1 protein-coding gene is annotated in these 697 nt (G+C 51.2%); it reads right to left on the reverse strand.

Features of this window, described 5'->3' with window-relative positions; genetic code table 11:
* Positions 1 to 697, reverse strand: a 697-nt coding sequence (gene holA, locus KIV40_RS29400) for a DNA polymerase III subunit delta (RefSeq protein WP_285352776.1), incomplete at both ends; no start/stop codon positions are given.

Genomic DNA, 697 nt, shown 5'->3' on the forward strand with positions numbered 1-697 from the left:
GATAGGCATCTGCTGCATCTGTTGTTGCATTTGTAACAGCAGCGCGAGCTCACGCTGAATGCTACGCAGTAGAATCACCGCTTCCACACCTTCCGCTTCCAGTTGGCGTAGAATGCGCTGTGCTCGATTACCTTTGCCTGCAAGCAGGGCATCGACCCAATGGAAAGGGGTAAAGTGGTTGTGGCGGCTTAGCGACTCTTCAAGTCGAACGAGTGTTAGCTTGCCATCAGGGTATTGCAGCGCCAGCTTTTCTAGGCTCTGTGTCAATGCAAATAGGTTACCTTCGTGCCATTGAGCCAACATTTGTGTGGCTTCAGCATCCGGCTGTAAACCAATTTGACGGCAACGTGCTTGAACAAATTGCGGTAAACGTGCGACATCGGGTGTCAGGCAGCTCACCCAGTGGCCTTGGCTCGATAGCGCTTTAAACCATTTGGCGTTTTCCTGCGCCTTGGTCAGCTTTGTGCCAATCAATACCAGCATGATGTCGTCGTGCAGCTGATCGGATAGTGCCAGTAGCTCTTTGGCGATAGCCGCGTTTACACCCGACTCAGGCAGCTCAAGTTCGATGATTTGGCGACTAGAGAATAGGCTCAATGCTTGAGTGCAATCGTAAACGTCATTCCAATCTAGGCTGCTATCAATCGCAAAGCGGTGACGCTCTTCAAAGCCTTGCTCTTTCGCCGCTTTTTGAATC

Source organism: Vibrio sp. D173a (genome assembly GCF_030248475.1).